The following is a 15,251-nucleotide window of genomic DNA, read 5'->3' as shown; positions in this document are numbered from 1 at the left end:
GCGCCGCCTCGTACCGGCGGCGCCGCACCCACCACGGGCTCACCTTCACGGACTACGGGACCACGGGACCACGGGACCACGGGACCACGGGGCAGGGACGGACGGCTGGCATGGCTTTTGGCATAGGCACATCAACCCGACGCATCAGACGACGAGACGACGGCATCCGGCGAGACGGCAGACGGGGCGTCACGGCGACCGTGGCCGTCCTCGCCCTGTCCGTCCTCGTCCCGACCGGCCTCGTGGCCCCGGCCGCGCAGGCCGCGCAGCAGGCCCTCGGCCGCCCCGACCTGCCCGACCAGCGCGTCAGCGAGGTCAGGGCGGTCGAGGGACCCGGCGCCAGGAAGGCCCGCGCCAAGGTCGCCAAGGAACGGAAGGCGGACGCCGAGCGTGCCCGCGAGGCCCGTACGGAACGCGAGGCGTCCTGGCCGGGTCCGGGCGCCGCCCGTCTGGAACTGACCGCCACCGACCGCACCCGCGCCACCCCCGGCGGCCTCCCCGTCACCCTCGCCCCCGCCAAGGGCGCCCGCGCCGCCGACCCCGGCACCACGGCCCGCGTCACCGTCCTCGACCAGCGGGCCGCACGCGAGGCGGGCGTCACCGGCGTCCTCCTCACCGCCGAGGCGGACGAGTCGGGCCGGGCACAACTCACCGTCGACTACGGCGACTTCGCCTCCGCGGTCGGCGGCGGCTGGGCCTCCCGGCTGCGCCTGGTGAGCCTGCCCTCCTGCGTCCTGGACAGCCCCGGCACGTCCGCGTGCCGCACGGCGACCCCGCTGCCGTCCTCGCACAACGACCTCGCCGACCAGACCGTCACCGCCACCGTCTCCCTGGCCGACGCCGCGGTGTTCGCGGTCACCGCCACCGACCCCGGCGCGGGCGAGTCCCCGTCCGGCTCCGGCGACTACTCCGCCACCGAGCTGTCGGAGTCCGCGTCCTGGGAGGCGGGCGACAACTCCGGCACGTTCACCTGGAGCCACGACTTCACCATGCCGCCCGCCGCGGCCGGACCGACGCCCGAGCTGACCCTGAACTACGACTCGGGCAGCGTCGACGGCCGTACCGCCGCCACCAACAACCAGGGCAGCGCGGTCGGTGAGGGCTTCAGCGTCACGGAGTCGTACATCGAACGCTCGTACAACTCCTGTGACGACGACGGCCACGACGGCGTCTTCGACACCTGCTGGAAGTACGACAACGCCCAGCTCGTGCTGAACGGCAAGGCGAGCCGTCTGGTGAAGGTGTCCGGCACCTGGGACAGCACCTGGCGGCTGGCCAACGACGACGCCTCCGTGGTGACCCGCTCCACCGGCGCCGACAACGGCGACGGCAACGGCGAGTACTGGACCGTCGTCACCGGCGACGGCACCAAGTACGTCTTCGGCCTGAACAAGCTGGACGGCGCCACCGACCAGCGCACCGACTCCACCTGGACCGTCCCCGTCTTCGGCGACGACTCCGGCGACCCCGGCTACGGCAACGGCGACTCCTTCGGCGACCGCGCCGTCACCCAGGCGTGGCGGTGGAACCTCGACTACGTCGAGGACACCCACGGCAACGCGTCGACGTACTGGTACGCCAAGGAGACGAACTACTACAAGAAGAACAAGGCGACCACCGCCAACGCCGCCTACACGCGCGGCGGCTACCTCAAGGAGATCAAGTACGGGCTGCGCAAGGGCGCCCTGTTCACCGACACCGCCGACGCCAGGGTGACCTTCGGCCACGCCGAGCGCTGCACCGCCGCCGACTGCTCCTCGCTGACCAAGGACACCGCGAAGAACTGGCCCGACGTGCCGTTCGACGCGCTGTGCACCGACGGCGACACCGACTGCCTGGCGTCCGGACCGTCGTTCTTCTCCCGCAAGCGGCTGACCAGCGTCGCCACCTCCTCCTGGAACGCCACCACCAGCGCCTACGACCCGGTGGACTCCTGGACGCTCACCCAGGAGTACCAGGACGGCGGCGACATCGGGGACACCTCCGACCACGTCCTGACGCTGCAGTCGATCCGCCGCACCGGCAAGGCCGACGACACCGCCATCACCCTGAACCCGATCACGTTCACCTACCAGTGGCGGGAGAACCGCGTCGACGGCACCGACGACATCCTGCCGCTGACCCGCCCCCGGATCTCCACGGTCACCTCGGAGACCGGCTCCATCACCACCGTCACCCTCTCCTCGCCGGAGTGCGTGCGCGGTGAGGTGACGGGCGCCGCCGAGGACACCAACACCCGCTCCTGCTACCCGAGGTACTGGAACATCAACGGCTCCTCCGAGGCGTCGGTGGACTGGTTCCACAAGTACCGGGTGCTGGCCGTCGTCGTCTCCGACCCGGCGGGGCACAACGACGCCGTCGAGTACGCCTACGAGTACAAGGGCGCCGCCTGGCACCACAACGACGACCCGCTCACCCCGAAGGCGGAGCGCACCTGGTCCGACTGGCGCGGCTACCGCGAGGTGACCGTCCTGACCGGCGCCGTCGGCACCACCCGCTCCAGGACCGTCTCCCTCTACATGCAGGGCATGGACGGCGACAAGAAGAAGGACGGCACCACCCGCTCGGTCTCCCTCGCCCCGCTGGCGTCCCCGGCGGTCGGCGCGGCGAGCATCACCGACAGCGACCAGTACGCGGGCACCCGCCGCGAGCACGTCACCTACGACGGTGCGACGCCGATCACGGTGGAGGTCAACGAGCCGTGGTCGAAGGAGACGGCACGGCAGACCGCGCCCGACGCCCCCGACCACGTGGCCCGCTACGTACGCTCCGCGAAGTCCACCACCCACACCTATCTGACCGGCTCGCAGACCTGGCGCGCCCGCACGGTCGCCACGACCTTCGACGACTACGGGATGCCGGTCACCGTCGACGACTCGGGCGAGGTCGGCAAGGGCGGCGACCAGACCTGCACCCGCACCTGGTACGCCCGCAACGCCACGGCCGGGATCACCGACCTGGTCTCCCGCACCCGTACCGTCGGCCAGTCCTGCTCGGTCGCCGACACCAGCCTGGACCTCCCGGCGTCCTCGGGTTCCCGCGGTGACGTCCTCACCGACACCGCCACCGTCTACGACGACCCGTCCGCCACCACCTGGACGGCGGCCCAGACCCCGACCAGGGGCGCGGCGACCTGGACCGGCCGGGTCTCCGGCTACTCCGCCACCGCGGGCGCGGACGGCCTGCGCCCGGCCACCGGCTGGCAGCGCACCACGGCCACCACGTACGACGCCCTGGGCCGCCCCGTCGACGTCACCGACGCCGAGGGCAACACCACCAACACCGCCTACACCCCGGCCACCGCGGGCCCGCTGACCAAGACGGTCGTCACCAACCCGCTCGGCCACAAGATCACCACCTTCCTGGACCCCCGGCACGGCCAGGAACTGCGGGTGTACGACGCCAACCTGAAGAAGACCGAGACCACCTACGACGCCCTCGGACGGCTCACCGCTGTCTGGCAGCCCAACCGCAACCGGGCCGCGGGCTACGGCGCCAGCACCAAGTACGCGTACCGCGTCAGCGCCACCGAACCGTCGTACGTCTCCACCGCGACCCTCAAGCGCGACGGCGAGACGTACAACACCACCTACGAGTTCTACGACTCGATGATGCGCCCGATCCAGACCCAGTCCCCCACCCCGGTCGGCGGCCGCGTCCTCACCGACACCCGCTATGACACGCGCGGTCTGGAGTACGAGAAGTACGAGGACATCTTCGACAGCACCAGCGCACCGAACGGCACGTACACGCGTGAGGAGTACGGCGAGGCGCCCCGGCAGACCGAGACCGTCTTCGACGGCGCCGAGCGGGAGATCAGCAGCACCCTGTACGTGTACGGGGTGAGGAAGTGGTCGACGACCACCACCCACACCGGTGACTCCACCGCCACCAGCGCCGTCCAGGGCGGCTCCGCGACCCGCACCATCACCGACGCCCGGGACCGGACCGTGGAGACCCGCGAGTACGCGGGCCCGAGCCCGGCCGACCCGCAGTACGGCGGCGGCGCGGGCACGGCCTCGTACACCAGCACCCGCTTCCAGTACACGCTGGACGACATGCAGACCCAGGTCACCGGCCCCGACGGCGCCAAGTGGACCTACGGCTACGACCTGTTCGGCCGCAAGACCACCGCCGACGACCCCGACAAGGGCCTCACCGAGATGGCCTACGACAAGATGGACCGCCCCACCCGGACCACCGACTCCCGGGGCCGGTCCGTCATCACCGGCTACGACGCCCTCGGCCGCACCACCGGCACCTGGAAGGGCTCGAAGACCGACGCCAACCAGCTCACCGCCTACACCTACGACGGGCTCCTCAAGGGCGAGGCGGACGCCAGCATCCGCTACGTCGGCGGCAAGGCGGGCAAGGCGTACACCGAGACCGTCACCGCCTACGACAGCATGAACCGCCCCACCACCACCGAACTGACCCTGCCCGCCTCCGACCCGCTCGCCGGGGCGGGCGCGGCCACCGTCCAGTTCGAGACCACCTACAACATCGACGGCAGCCTGCAGAGCGCCAGGGAACCCGCCCTCGGCGGCCTGCCCTCGGAGATCATCGACTACGGCTACACCGGCACCGGTCAGCTCACCTCGCTGGGCGGCAGCACCGGCTACCTCCTGGACGTCGACTACTCCCCCCTCGGCGAGGCCCGGCAGGTCGTCCTCGGCACCGCCAACACCGAGGACCACAAGAAGGCGTACGTCACCAACACCTGGGAGGAGGGCACCGGACGGCTCCTCGGCAGCCACGTCACCGACCAGACCCACCCCTACAAGCTCCAGAACCTCCTCTACACCTACGACCAGTCCGGCAACGTCACCTCCATCGCCGACACCAGCACCCTCGGCGGCACCGCCGCGCCGGAGACCCAGTGCTTCACCCATGACGGCCACCGCCGTCTGACCGCGGCGTGGACGCCCGCGTCCCAGAACTGCTCCGACGCCCCGAGCGCCAGCACCCTCGGCGGCCGGGCCCCGTACTGGACCAGCTACACCTACAACGACGCTGGCCAGCGCACCTCGGAGACCGCCCACACCAGCGCCGCCACCACCAGGACGACGTACTGCTACACCAAGACGGCCCAGCCGCACGCCCTGACCGGCACCAGCAAGACCGCCAACTGCACCACCCCGGACCGCGCCTACGACGTCGACAGCGCGGGCAACACCACCACCCGGGCCGACGGCACGACACCCCAGTCCCTGACCTGGTCGGACGAGAACCGCCTGGCGACCCTCACCGAGAACTCCAAGACCACCGACTACCTCTACGGCGCCGACGGCACCCTCCTGATCCGCGCCACCGCGGGCGGCGAACGCGTCCTGTACGCGGGCGCCACCGAACTCCACCTGCGCGCCGACGGCACCACCTGGGCGCAGCGCCACTACGGCTCCGACGATCTGACGGTGGCCGTCCGCTCCAACGAGGGCGGCGGCAGCCAGCTCAGCTACCTGGTCGCCGACGAGCACGGCACCGCGTCCCTCGCCATCGACGCCACCGACCAGGCGTACTCCCGCCGCTACCTGACGCCGTTCGGCGCCGAGCGCGGCACCGCCACCGGCACGGCCTGGCCCGACGACAAGGGGTTCCTGGGCAAGACCACCGACCCCGGCACCGGCCTCACCTCGGTCGGCGCCCGCCAGTACGACCCGGTGATCGGCCAGTTCATCAGCGTCGACCCGCTCCTCCAGACGGGCGTGAACCAGACCCTCAACGGCTACAGCTACGCCGTCCAGAACCCGGCGACGGTCGCCGACCCGTCCGGGCTCGGCGTCCCCGAGTGCCAGCAGCCGCAGAAGTACGGCATCACGTGCCGGGGCGGCATCCCGGTCAGCACCAGCAAGAAGAAGTCCGGCAACTCCGAGGGCCCGGTCCGCGCCTGCCGCTGCGGCAGCCGACCCCCGCTGGTCAAGGGCAACACCAGGCCCACCGGCCTCGGCGGCATCCCCGGCCGCCGCAACATCCAGCTCCCGTCGACGCCCGCCCCGAAGGGCTGGCTCAAGACGGTTCCGCCGACCAACCCCGGCCCCGCGCCGAAGAAGGACGACGGCTTCTGGGGCAAGCTCAAGGGCGCGGCACGCGGCACGGGCGGCTGGCTGAAGGAGACGTTCACCACCTGGGACGGCTGGAAGAACAGGGTCATCCCAGGGCTGGCGTTCGGCACCTGCGTGGTGGTGTCGGCGGGCGTCTGCACGGTGGCGGGCGTGGTCGGCGTGGGCGCCACCTTCGTCGGCGACGGCCTGACCACCGGGAGCTGGAACTACGCCGCGGCGGGCAAGAGCCTCGCGTGGACGTTGGCGGGCGGCGGCGTGGCCCGCGGCCTGGCGGGCAGTTGGCGCGGCTCGGCCTTCGTGACCCGGACCCGGGTCAAGACCGTCTCGGAGATGGAGAACGTCACGATCTACGGCTACCGCAAGACCGTCGACTGGGGCGCCACCCAGGCCAACATGACCCTCAACGTCGGCAACTCGCTCACGTTCTGCGGGGTGGGCGCGTCCAGTCCGGGGGTGGCGGCGGGCTGGTGCTGAACACGACCGTGAGAGCCTGAGGCGCCGTCGAGGGCCGGGAACGGAGGAGAGCGACGATGACGAGAACACCAGCACCAGGTCGGGGCCACACCGTGCTCCGCCGCCGTTCGTGGCCCGTCCTGTGCGGGATCGCCCTGGTGGCCCTCGGCATAGGCATGGCGGCGGCCGTCCTCAAGGTCACCTCGGTGAACGGCTTCCGCGGCGGCTGGCAGGGCATCCCCGTCTACCTGGCCCTGGCGGGCGTCCTCGGCAGGATCGCCAACTGCAAGGTGGTCCTGCGCGAGGACGACGTCCTCGTCGTCAACCCCCTGCGCTCCCACACCCTCCCGAGGTCCGCCATCACCGCCGCCGAGGTCGACGACCACGGAACCCTGGAGCTACGGCTCGACGAGGACCACACGGTCGGGGCGTTCGCGTTCGGCGGCTCGCTGGTCGACCGCGTCAGGGGCACGAGCGAGCAGGCGGCCCGCACCGTCACCGCCTGGCTCGACGCCCCCCACTCCCCACCCCCCACCGCCACACCCCGGGCCCACTGGACCCGCGCCCCCTACGCCGACGCCGCCCTCACCGCGTGCGCGGTGACGGCCGCGGTGGGCGCGGTGTGGATGGGGCTCAGCGGGTGACGTACGGGACTTACGGAAGGACGGGAGGCCGCGTCAGCTCGGCCAACAGCTCCCGGTAGGCGGCGGGATCCCGTGCGAAGTCCGTCGCGCCCGCGAGGGCGGCCTCGTCGTCGCCCTGCCCGCGGAGCAGGTCGACCGAGGTCTGCGCGAACCGCTCGCGCAGGCCGCCGCGGTCCGCCTCGGCCAGCAGCGGGCGCAGCGCGGCCACCGCCTCGGCGGCGTCGCGCCGGGCGACCGGGCCAGCCCGCAGCATGGTCCGCAGCCCGGCGGCGGGGGCGGCGGCCTCCAGCAGTCCGTCCAGCCGGTGCGTGAGCTTGCGCGCGAGTGCCGCCGTCTCGCGTGCGCCCGGCCCCGCCTCGCGCAGCACCCACAGGGCGGTGACCAGCTCGGAACCAAGACCACGGTCGGCACGCAGCGGGTCGTCGCCGCCCCGCGCTTCCCGCACCGCCGAGACGGCCCGCGCGTAGTCCTCGGCCGTCCGCGCGGCGGCCTGCGACAACTCGGTCGCACGACGGACGAGCCGGGCCTGTACGCCGATGACCCGGGGGACGGCCCGGAGGTTCCCGCCGACCAGCCCGACGGCGACGAGCAGCGTCCCCGCCAGCAGGAAGGCGTCCGACAGCTTGAGGTCCTGATCGTCGGCGAGCTCCTCCAGGTTCCCCCGCTCCGGCCCCTCGGTGAGCATGTACGCGGTGTCCCAGCCGTAGGGACTGCCGTCCCACCGCGGCGCCTTGAGCCGGTCGGACCGACCTGCGTCGCACTGGTAGGAGGCTTCCCTGGACCGCCCCAGGTACGGATCGTGCCAGCGAACCCGACACGCCCCGTCGGGCTCCTCCTCCAGCACCATCAGGTCGATCTGACGCGCCTCGGGCAGCTCCGACCCGGCGGCGTACAGCCCCACCGAACACGCGAAGAGCACGAACCCGACCGTCAACACCCACCGAAAGAAAGGCACATGCCTCATCCCGCTCCCCCTCCCGTGTGCCCCCCAGGGTTCCAGGAACCCGCGGGGAGCGCGAGGGGCACCCCCGCCACCCGGTAGACCGCCGCCGTGGGACCGCGGTAGTGCGTACGCACCAGGACAGCCAGGGATCTGGTCCCCCCGCACCACACCAAGACGGCGGCAGCGGACGATGCCCCGCCCCGGTGCCGGAAGGAAGGGTGAAGGGCGCGGCGGAAACCCGCCCTTCCCATCCCGCCCCCTTCCCGCCCCCGGCGTCTGGAGTGATCAGTACATGGCGACAATTCTCTACCGGCTAGGACGGTGGGCGTTCCGGCGCCGTCGACTCGTGGGAGGTGTGTGGCTGACGGCCCTGCTGCTGGCCGTGGTCGCCGCCGCCGTGGCCCCCGCCGCGGAGGACGAGGACCTCTCCATGCCCGGCACCGAGTCACAGCGGGCGTTCGACCTGCTGGACGAGCGCTTCCCCCAGGCCAACGCCCAGGGCGCCGAGGCCCGCCTGGTGTTCCAGGCCCCGGACGGCCAGCGGATGACGGCCGCACAGCACCGGACGGTCGTCGAGGACACCCTCGACTCGCTCGCCGACGGCGACCAGGTCGCGTCGGCCACCGACCCCTACGACACCGGCGCGGTCAGCGCGGACGGCACCATCGCCTACTCCACGATCACCTACACCGCGGACGCCGTGGACCTCACGGAGCCGACGAAGACCGCCCTGGAGGACGCCGCGGACCAGGCCCGGGACGCCGGTCTGACCGTGGAGATCGGAGGCTCGGCCCTCGACGCCGACGAGGCGCTGGGCGGCACGACCGAACTGGTCGGCGTGGCCGTCGCGGCGGTGGTGCTGGTCCTCGCCCTCGGCTCCCTGGTCGCCGCCGGACTGTCGCTGCTGACCGCCTTCGTGGGCGTCGCCATCGCCTTCGGCCTGGTCTCCGCGCTGGCCGCCCCGCTGGGCCTGACGTCCACCGTCGCCATCCTGACCCTGATGCTGGGCCTCGCGGTCGGCATCGACTACGCCCTCTTCATCACCTCCCGCTTCCGCGACGAACGCGCCCGGGGCCGCGACCCGGAGGACGCCGCCGGCCGGGCGGTGGGCACGGCCGGGTCCGCGGTCGTCTTCGCCGGTGCGACCGTGTTCATCGCCCTGGTGGGGCTGGGCGTCGTCGGCATCCCGGAACTCACCAAGATGGGCCTCGGCGGCGCGGGCGCCGTCGCCCTCGCCGTACTCGTCGCGCTGACCCTCGTCCCCGCGCTGTTCGGCTTCTTCGGCCGCCGGGTCCTGTCCCGCGCCGCCCGCAAGGCCACCGGGCACCCCACGCCCACCGCCGCCGACCGCCCCGGAGGGCTGGGCGCCCGCTGGGCCCGCTTCGTACTCCGCCGCCCCGCCGCCGTACTCCTGACCGCGGGACTCGGCCTCGGCGTCGTCGCCGCACCCGCCCTGGGCCTCGAACTCGGTCTCCCCGGGGACGAGTCCAAGTCGACGCAGACCACCCAGCGCCGCGCCTACGACCTGCTGTCGGAGGGCTTCGGCCCCGGCTTCAACGGCCCGCTGACCGTCGTAGTGGACATGTCGGCGGCGGCGAAGCCGTCCGACCCCCGCGCCACGACGGACCTGGTCGCCAGGACCGTACGGGAACTGGACGGCGTGGCGTCGGTCGGCGACCCGGTGCTCAGCCGGACCGGGGACACGGCCGTGCTCACCGCCGTCCCGCGCACCGCCCCGAACAGCGGAGCGACCAAGGACCTGGTCCACACGATCCGCGACACGGTCTCCGGCGTCGAGGCCGACACGGGCGCCGCCGTCCTGGTCACCGGCACCACCGCGATGAACATCGACATCTCCGAGGCCATGTCCGACGCCCTGGTCCCGTACCTGACGGTGGTCATCGGGCTGGCGGTGCTGCTGCTGACGGTGGTCTTCCGCTCGCTGCTCGTCCCGGTCAAGGCCGCGCTCGGCTTCCTGCTGTCGGTGGGCGCCGCCTTCGGCGTCCTGGTCGCCGTCTTCCAGTGGGGCTGGGCGGCGGACCTGCTCGGCATCGAGCAGACCGGACCGGTGATGTCCCTCATGCCGATCCTCATCATCGGCATCGTGTTCGGCCTCGCCATGGACTACGAGGTGTTCCTCGTCAGCCGGATGCGGGAGGCGTACGTCCACGGCGCGTCCCCCGGCGAGGCGGTCGTCAGCGGGTTCCGGCACAGCGGACGCGTGGTGGCCGCCGCGGCGATCATCATGATCAGCGTGTTCGCCGGGTTCGTCGGGATGAGCAACCCGACCATCCAGACGATGGGCGTCGGCCTGGCCTCCGCCGTCGCCTTCGACGCCTTCGTGGTCCGGATGGCGATCGCCCCCGCGGTCCTGGCCCTGCTGGGACGCCGGGCCTGGTGGCTGCCTCGTATCCTGAACCGTGTGCTGCCGAACGTGGACATCGAGGGTGAGGCACTGAGCGGGCGCGTCCCGGGCCCCGCGACCGAACGGGACGCGGCGGTGCCGCGGCTCCCGCTCGGCCGCCGCTGAGCCGCCATGACGTACGAGGACGGCCGCGCCCCCTCCTGGTGGCGGGAGGTGGCGCTCACGGCGACGGCGTTCGCGTTCTGCCTGTTCGGCGGCGCGCTCAAGGAAGACGGCGACGGGCTGTCCGCGCCCTCCACCGCCGCCTACCTCATCGCCGTGGTCTCCTGCGCCGTACTCCCCGTACGCCACCGGGCGCCGCTCACCGCGATGGCGGTCACGACCGCGACCGGCGTCCTGGTGCCGTTCGTCGGCCTGCTGCTGAGCCCGCTCATGGTCGCCCCGGCCGTGATCGCCGCCTACTCGATCACCGCGCGTCCCCCGCGCCGGGAACGGCAGGCGGCGAGCGCGGTGGCGCTCACCTCGCTGGCGCTGCTGGTCGCGTTCACGCCCGTGATCGGCGCACTGTCCTGGAAGGACGCCAGCAGGATGGGCGCGGTGGCGGCGTTCCCGCTGGTGGCGGGCGTCCTCGGGCACTCGGTGCGGAACCGGCGGGCCTATCTGGCGGCGGTGGAGGAGCGGGCGCGGCGGGCCGAGGAGAGCCGGGACCGGGAGGCGCGCCGCCGGGTGGCCGAGGAACGGGTGCGCATCGCCCGCGAACTCCACGACCTGGTCGCCCACCAGATCACCCTCGCCAACGCGCAGGCCACGGTCGCCGCGCACCTCTTCGACACCCGCCCCGAGCAGACCCGCAGGAGCCTCAGCGAACTCGTCGAGACCACCGGCCACGCCCTCGACGAACTCCGCGCCACGGTCGGCCTGTTGCGCCAGTCGGGCGACGCGACCGCACCGGCCGAGCCCGCCCCCGGCCTGTCCCGTCTCCCCACCCTCCTCGAATCCTTCCGCCGCGCGGGACTGGAGGTGTCGCTGACCCACGAGGGCACGGCCCGCCCGCTGCCACCGGGCGTGGACCTCACCGCCTACCGCATCGTCCAGGAGGCCCTGACCAACGTGACCAAGCACGCCGGTACCGGCACCGCCCGGGTCCACCTCGCCTGGAGCCGCGACCGGGTGACCCTCACGGTCACCGACGACGGCGGAGGCACGGCCACCCCGCCCCCGAGGGACCACACACCCGGCTACGGCCTGATCGGGATGCGCGAGCGCGCCACCGCGGTGGGCGGCCACCTCTCCGCGGGCGCCCGCCCGGAGGGCGGCTTCCGGGTCACCACGGACCTTCCCGTCCCGCCCCCGCGAACGCGGGACGCGGAGCCCGGCCGGAAGGAGGCCCCATGACCCTCAGGGTGCTGCTGGCGGACGACCAGGCCCTCCTCCGGAGCGCCTTCCGCCTGCTCCTCGACAGCGCCGACGACATCACCGTGGTCGGGGAGGCCGCCGACGGCCGGGAAGCGGTGCGCCTCACCCGCCAACTCCAGCCCGACGTGGTGGTCATGGACATCCGGATGCCCGAGATGGACGGCCTGGCCGCCACCACGCGGATCTGCGCGGACCCGGACCTCCGCGCCACCCGCATCCTGATCCTCACCACCTACGAGACCGACGAGTACGTCGCTCAGGCGCTGCGCGCGGGCGCCAGCGGGTTCATCGGCAAGGGCATCGGGGCCGAGGCCCTCCTGGACGCGGTCCGCACGATCGCCGACGGCGACACCCTGCTGTCGCCCGCCGCGACCCGCTCCCTGGTCACCCGCTTCCTGGCCACCCCGGACGCCCCCTCACCCCACGCCCCGCCGGAACTCGCGACCCTCACGCCCCGCGAACGCGAGATGGTGGCCCTGGTGGCGACGGGCCTGTCCAACCAGGAGATCGCCGACCGCATGTACCTCAGCCCCTTCACGGTCCGCGCCCACGTCCAACGCGCCATGACGAAGCTGAACGCCCGCGACCGCGCCCAACTGGTGGTCATCGCCTACCAGTCGGGCCTGGCCCACCCCACCCCCGGCACCGACCCTCCGCACTAGCGCCCCAACCGCGCCTGCTCCTCCTCCACGATCCGCCGGGCCATCGCCGTGTCCGAGACGTCGACCGCGTCCGGCGTCGACTCGGCGACGGCGCTGCGCCGCGCGTACGCGTCGAACAGCCGGGTCTTGTTGTTGAGCATCTCCACCAGCCGCTCGTCCACCCCCCGGGTGGCGAGCAGCCGGTGCACCTGGACGGACCGCACCTGCCCCATCCGGTGCACCCGGGCCACCGCCTGGTGCTCCAGGGTCGGTTTGACCTGCGGCTCACAGAGGACCACGACGGACGCGGCCTGCATGTTGAGCCCCACCCCCGCCGACTCGATCTGCGCCACCAGCACCGCGTGACCCGACACGGCGGCGAAGTCGTCCACCAGCCGCTGCCGCCGCGCGGGCGGCAGGCTCCCGGAGATCGGCCCGAACACCGCGCCGTGCGCCTCCTCCAGCGCCTGCTTCACCACCCCCAGCACCTCCCGGAACTGGGAGAAGACCACCACCTTCAACCCGTTCCCGGCGGCGTCCTCGACGATCTCGCACAGCCGGTTCAGCTTGGCCGACTTCTCGGGACGCGCGTACGCCGCCCTGCGCATCGCCATGAAGTTGCCCGCACGCACGGCCTCCCGGTAGACGTCCTCGTCCGACGCGCTCAGCTCCTCCCACTCGTCGGTCTGCTGAAGGCCGGGCAGTTCAGCGAGCACGTCCACTTGGTTACGGCGCAGGTAGACGGGCGCGACGGCTTTCCGGAACGCCTTGGACCCGGCCACCCCGTCCCGGTCCCCGACAGCTTCCGCCACCTCCGGCTGCAGAATCCGCACGAGGTTGCGGAACTCGGCGACCCGGTTCTCCATGGGCGTACCGGTCATGAAGAGAACGCGCTCACACCGCCCAGCCCACTCGGTCACGACCTGCGATCGACGCGTCTGCGGATTCTTCACGTAGTGCGCCTCGTCCACGACGAGCATCCCCAGCTCCCCACCCCCGGGGACCGGAAACCCGGCCAGCACGTCGAAGGTCGTCACCCCGACCCCACCCCGCCCCTTCCAGTCGGCGTACGCCTCCTGCCGCTCCGGCCCGTGCAACGGAACAACCCGCAGCCTGCTACGGGCCTCGATCTCCCGAGTCCAGTTGATCAGCACGCTGGCCGGACAGACGACGAGGAAGTGACTCTCCCCTTGGGCAGCGAGGTGACTGATCGCGGCGATGGCCTGGATGGTCTTGCCGAGCCCCATCTCGTCACCGAGGATCACCTTGCGCTGCGCGAGCGCGAAGCGCGCCCCGAACGCCTGGTACCCACGCAACGACACCCGTCGCCGACTGTCGTCCAACCCCTGCTCACGCACCCGCCCGGCGACCTCGTCCGGCAGGAACCCCTCGGCCGCGGCGGTATCGGGCCGACGCCCGGAGATCTCCGCGAGCAGGCTGTAGTACTCGGCGGACCGCAACTCGAAGTCAACCCAGGCCGCGGCCTCGTTCGAAACCCCCCGCAACAGATCCACCGACGCCTGCGCGAACAACTCCGGTACGCCGTCCCGCACGGCGTCCTCCGTCAACCGACGCACCTCGGCGACGGCCGCCAACGCCCGCTCCCTCCGCGCCCGCCCGGCCAGCAGCATCCGCACCACCCCACCGGCGGGCCTGGCCTCCTCCACCAACGGCCCGAGCCGCTCCGCCAGCTCCCGCGCGACATCAACGGCCCGCCGCGCGTCGGGCCCCGCCTCCACCAGCACCTGGAGCGCCATGACCAGCGAGGTGGTACGCGGCTCCGGCCGGTCCACGTCAATGTGCACGGCAACGGTCTCCCGCACGGCGTCAGCTATCTGCCGCGCCGCCGCGACCACTTGATCAGCGGTCCGCTGCCCCACCCCGGGAATCTGCCGCAGCCGATAGGCTCCGGCCTCCAACACCTCCCGAACCGTCCGCAGCCCACCCCGCTCCACCTCCCCCACCCTGAGCCGCCCCTCGGTGACCTCCTTCAACCGCCCCACGGCGATCCCGCCGAGCGCCTCCTCCACCGCCGCGTCACATATCGGCTCCAGGGCCCCCCGAACCACCTCAACGGCCCGCTCGTAGTCCCCCACCACCCCCCGCGCCGCCTCAACCAGCCGCCCACCCCCAACGACCACCTCCCGCTCACCGCGACCCATCCCCACCCCGCCTCTCTCCTTGCGTCCCCCGCATACTGCCACCGCGGACAGCACGACGGCCTGCCCTGCTTTGGGCAAGTCAGGCCGCCTTCCCAGGGCGAGGACCGCGCGAACAGCGGGCGGTTGTCCGTACGGTCCGGCACGCGCCGAGACGTCTCGCCGACTGCGCCGGCCGGAGATCAACACCTGTTGGGGCCCGTGGGAGCAGATCCCCGACCAGGCCAGGTTGGGGCCACTGATCTCTCAGTGGACAGCGCATCCAACAAGCTGCCCCAGACACCTGCCCGAGCCGATAGTGATAGCGCGCTGCGAGGATCACGATCTCCTTGTCGGTGACCAGGTAGCCAAGTCGGCGCTCATCGTCGATCCGCCTCGACCACGCCCCAGGCAAGTGGTACTTGAGTGGCTCAGGCTTGCTGCAACACCCTCATGTGCAACGTCCAGCGAGTCCGGGTCGATCAGCTCTCGCTCCGACGCGTTGGGGCTTGCGGGCTTCGCTCCCGAGGGAGCTGATCCCTTCTGACCTGCACGTTCAACCACGCTGCCCGATGGTCGGTCAGCGTGA

At 72.4% G+C, this 15,251-nt stretch carries 7 protein-coding genes and 1 pseudogene; 5 read left to right on the top strand and 3 right to left on the bottom strand.

Annotation, left to right across the window (positions count from 1 at the left end; genetic code table 11):
- Positions 1-110 precede the first annotated feature (110 nt).
- Positions 111-6,536 carry an RHS repeat domain-containing protein gene (locus ACFQZ6_RS23265; protein ID WP_381612094.1) on the top strand — a complete coding sequence of 2,142 codons (6,426 nt, stop codon included), beginning with the start codon at positions 111-113 and terminating at the stop codon, positions 6,534-6,536.
- Between the two features lie 56 nt (positions 6,537-6,592).
- Positions 6,593-7,159 carry a hypothetical protein gene (locus ACFQZ6_RS23260; RefSeq protein ID WP_381612092.1) on the top strand — a complete coding sequence of 189 codons (567 nt, stop codon included), beginning with the start codon at positions 6,593-6,595 and terminating at the stop codon, positions 7,157-7,159.
- A gap of 10 nt (positions 7,160-7,169) precedes the next feature.
- Here ACFQZ6_RS23260 and ACFQZ6_RS23255 read toward each other — a convergent pair whose 3' ends face one another.
- The gene (locus ACFQZ6_RS23255; RefSeq protein ID WP_381612091.1) at positions 7,170-8,078 is read right to left on the bottom strand and encodes a hypothetical protein; all 909 of its coding nucleotides are present in this window, start codon (positions 8,076-8,078) and stop codon (positions 7,170-7,172) included.
- A gap of 316 nt (positions 8,079-8,394) precedes the next feature.
- On the opposite strand from ACFQZ6_RS23255, the gene ACFQZ6_RS23250 reads away from it, so the two are divergent.
- The 3 genes from ACFQZ6_RS23250 to ACFQZ6_RS23240 are packed head-to-tail and all read left to right on the top strand — an operon-like array spanning position 8,395 to position 12,545.
- Positions 8,395-10,632 carry an MMPL family transporter gene (locus ACFQZ6_RS23250; protein WP_381612090.1) on the top strand — a complete coding sequence of 746 codons (2,238 nt, stop codon included), beginning with the start codon at positions 8,395-8,397 and terminating at the stop codon, positions 10,630-10,632.
- 6 nt (positions 10,633-10,638) lie between these two features.
- Entirely contained in the window at positions 10,639-11,862 is a 1,224-nt protein-coding gene (locus tag ACFQZ6_RS23245) for a sensor histidine kinase (RefSeq protein ID WP_381612088.1), read from the top strand.
- Positions 11,859-12,545 carry a response regulator transcription factor gene (locus ACFQZ6_RS23240; protein ID WP_381612086.1) on the top strand — a complete coding sequence of 229 codons (687 nt, stop codon included), beginning with the start codon at positions 11,859-11,861 and terminating at the stop codon, positions 12,543-12,545. The genes ACFQZ6_RS23245 and ACFQZ6_RS23240 overlap by 4 nt, the downstream gene beginning before the upstream one ends.
- On the opposite strand, the gene ACFQZ6_RS23235 is transcribed toward ACFQZ6_RS23240, so the two are convergent.
- Together ACFQZ6_RS23235 and ACFQZ6_RS23230 are read right to left on the bottom strand one after the other, a co-directional pair.
- Entirely contained in the window at positions 12,542-14,686 is a 2,145-nt protein-coding gene (locus tag ACFQZ6_RS23235; protein ID WP_381618579.1) for a DEAD/DEAH box helicase, read from the bottom strand. The two genes, ACFQZ6_RS23240 and ACFQZ6_RS23235, sit on opposite strands and share 4 nt — an antisense overlap.
- A gap of 292 nt (positions 14,687-14,978) precedes the next feature.
- Positions 14,979-15,101, bottom strand: a pseudogene (locus ACFQZ6_RS23230) (Txe/YoeB family addiction module toxin); the annotation flags it as partial.
- Positions 15,102-15,251: the final 150 nt, after the last annotated feature.

Origin of the sequence: Streptomyces flavalbus (genome assembly GCF_042674625.1) — a bacterium.
GTDB classification, from domain to species: Bacteria; Actinomycetota; Actinomycetes; order Streptomycetales; family Streptomycetaceae; genus Streptomyces; species Streptomyces flavalbus.
The sequence above is the reverse complement of the archived record's forward strand: the minus strand, read 5'-3'. Positions and strand labels throughout refer to the sequence as shown.

Excerpts from the sequence above, each read along its gene's own strand:
- ACFQZ6_RS23250 (WP_381612090.1), top strand. The coding sequence starts at position 8,395 with ATGGCGACAATTCTCTACCGGCTAGGACGGTGGGCGTTCCGGCGCCGT.
- ACFQZ6_RS23245 (WP_381612088.1), top strand. The coding sequence starts at position 10,639 with ATGACGTACGAGGACGGCCGCGCCCCCTCCTGGTGGCGGGAGGTGGCG.
- ACFQZ6_RS23240 (WP_381612086.1), top strand. The coding sequence starts at position 11,859 with ATGACCCTCAGGGTGCTGCTGGCGGACGACCAGGCCCTCCTCCGGAGC.
- ACFQZ6_RS23265 (WP_381612094.1), top strand. The coding sequence starts at position 111 with ATGGCTTTTGGCATAGGCACATCAACCCGACGCATCAGACGACGAGAC.
- ACFQZ6_RS23260 (WP_381612092.1), top strand. The coding sequence starts at position 6,593 with ATGACGAGAACACCAGCACCAGGTCGGGGCCACACCGTGCTCCGCCGC.
- ACFQZ6_RS23235 (WP_381618579.1), bottom strand. The coding sequence starts at position 14,686 with ATGGGTCGCGGTGAGCGGGAGGTGGTCGTTGGGGGTGGGCGGCTGGTT.